At 71.0% G+C, this 1,915-nt stretch carries 3 protein-coding genes; 1 reads left to right on the plus strand and 2 read right to left on the minus strand.

All coding sequences use genetic code 11. From position 1 onward, the window contains the following. Positions 1 to 795: aminoglycoside adenylyltransferase domain-containing protein (locus tag VGL85_RS13720; protein WP_331589511.1), on the plus strand; the 795-nt coding region annotated here is incomplete at its 5' end. Between the two features lie 55 nt (positions 796 to 850). Here VGL85_RS13720 and VGL85_RS13725 read toward each other — a convergent pair. Both VGL85_RS13725 and VGL85_RS13730 read right to left on the minus strand, forming a co-directional pair. Continuing rightward, a complete protein-coding gene (locus VGL85_RS13725; RefSeq protein ID WP_331589512.1) occupies positions 851 to 1,492 on the minus strand; it encodes a lysophospholipid acyltransferase family protein in 642 nt (213 codons plus the stop codon). Next, on the minus strand, positions 1,483 to 1,915 hold a 433-nt coding region (locus VGL85_RS13730), incomplete at its 5' end, for a phosphatidate cytidylyltransferase (protein WP_331589513.1). The genes VGL85_RS13730 and VGL85_RS13725, both read right to left, overlap by 10 nt.

A 1,915-nucleotide genomic window follows, 5' to 3' on the forward strand; every position in this document is an offset into this window, starting at 1 on the left:
TGGGCGCCCAGGCTGGAGGGCTCCTACGCACCCAAGGCGATCCTGCGCCGCTGGACCACGACGCCGCGCGATCCGCCCGGCGAGCCGCGGCCCGACGACTGGGCCGATCCGGGGACCAGCGGGCTGGCGCCGCGGGTCTACCCTTTCCTCTTCCTGGGCAACGGCGAGCGCATACTGGTCCGCTCGGAGCATGACAACACCCAGGTCGTGCGCTGGATCCTGCGCGAGAAGGGGGTCGCGCTGGCCGGACCGCCGGCGCGCGGCCTGATCGATCCGGTGCCGGCCGAGGCGTTGCGCGAGGAGGTGCGGGCGCTGCTCGACCGGCTGGCGGTCATGGACCAGGCCGAGCTCACCCAGCCGATGTGGGTGCAGACCTTCATGGCCCTGCTGATGGGCCGGATGTTGTACGCCCTGTCGACCGGACGCATCGCCTCGAAGAAGACCGCCGTCGCCTTCGCCGCCCGGACCCTGGAGGCGCGGTTCGCCGGGCTGATTGAACGGGCCTGGCGCGAACGCGAGGCGCGTCCCGAGGGGGAGGCTGAACTCGCCGCCTATTTTCGCGGCTCAGCCACCGACCCGGACGATGCGGCGCTCACCCTGGAGCTGATCCGCCACGCCCGGGCCGTCGCGCATGTGGTTCCAGCCCGTGCGATCATCGAGCAGAAGCTGGCCGCCAAGAGGGCCCCGCCGCCCGGCCGGGGCGACTGGCGCGGCGGCCTGAACCAGCGCGGACCCTCGGCGCGCGCCTGGACCCCACCGCCGACCCGCCCAGGAGGACGCGGGCGTCGCGGCTAGGTTCCATCCAGGCGGAAGCGTCCATTTATTATCCGCTCATCCCCGCGAAGGGCCTTTAGCTCCAGCGTTGCGGCGGCGCCTGGGCCTTCAGGGCCAAGAGGCTCTCGCGCAGGGCGTCCATGAAGCCGGTCCGGTCGCCAGTCCAGGGAACGGGCTCGCCGATCAGCACGGTGCAGTTCATCGGCACCGGAATGCCCGCGCCCTTGGGCAGGACGCGGCCGGCGCCCTCGATCCAGACCGGGATGACCGGGGCGTCGGCAACCTCCTGGGCCAGGCGCGCGATGCCGCTTTTCAGCACGCCCATCTCGTCGCTGGCGTCGCCGCGGGTGCCCTCGGGAAAGAGGATGACGATGTGGCCGGAGGCGAGGGCCTCGCGCATGGGCGCGAGCACGTCCGCGCCGGAGCCGGCCAGGGTGCGCTCCACCGGCACGATCCCCACCAGCTTGCGCGAGAACCAGCTGATCAGCGGGCCTCTCAGGAAATAGTCGGCCGCCGCCGCCGGGCGCAGCAACGGCACGAGCCTGGCCGGAAACATCGTCAGCAGCACCAGCGTGTCCACATGGCTGTTGTGGTTGGCGGCGATGATGGCCGGGCCGGTCCTGGGCAGGTGCTCGGCGCCGATCACGTCGGCCCCGGTCATGAAGCGGGCCAGGGGTCGGGCGAACAGGGTCAGTAGCAGGAGGCGGATCAGGGCCATGGCAGCGGCGAGAAGGCGAAGAAGATGATCAGATGGAAATAGAGCGGCGCGGTGAAGGTCAGGCTGTCGATCCGGTCCAGCACGCCGCCGTGGCCGGGGATGCTGTGGCTGGTGTCCTTGACCCCTAAGTCGCGCTTGATCGCCGACATGGTGACGTCGCCGGCGAAGCCCGCCAGCGGCAGCGCGCCGGCGATGACCGCCAACGCCCACCCTCTGACCGGCAGGAAGAAGGGCCCCACGAACCAGACCAGCAGGGCGGTGGTCGCCCAGCCGCCGAGAAAACCCTCCCAGGTCTTGTTGGGGCTGACCTTGGGCATGATCTTGTGCCGGCCGGTGAGCTTGCCCCAGACATATTGCGCCACATCGTTGGCCTCGGTGGCCAGCAGCAGGAAGAACAGCAGTCCAGCCCCGCCGGCCTGCGGC

Origin of the sequence: Phenylobacterium sp., from assembly GCF_036501465.1 — a bacterium.
Taxonomy (GTDB): domain Bacteria; phylum Pseudomonadota; class Alphaproteobacteria; order Caulobacterales; family Caulobacteraceae; genus Phenylobacterium.

Bases quoted from the DNA above. Each gene is read 5' to 3' on its own strand.
- VGL85_RS13725 (WP_331589512.1), bottom strand. From the start codon at position 1,492: ATGGCCCTGATCCGCCTCCTGCTACTGACCCTGTTCGCCCGACCCCTG.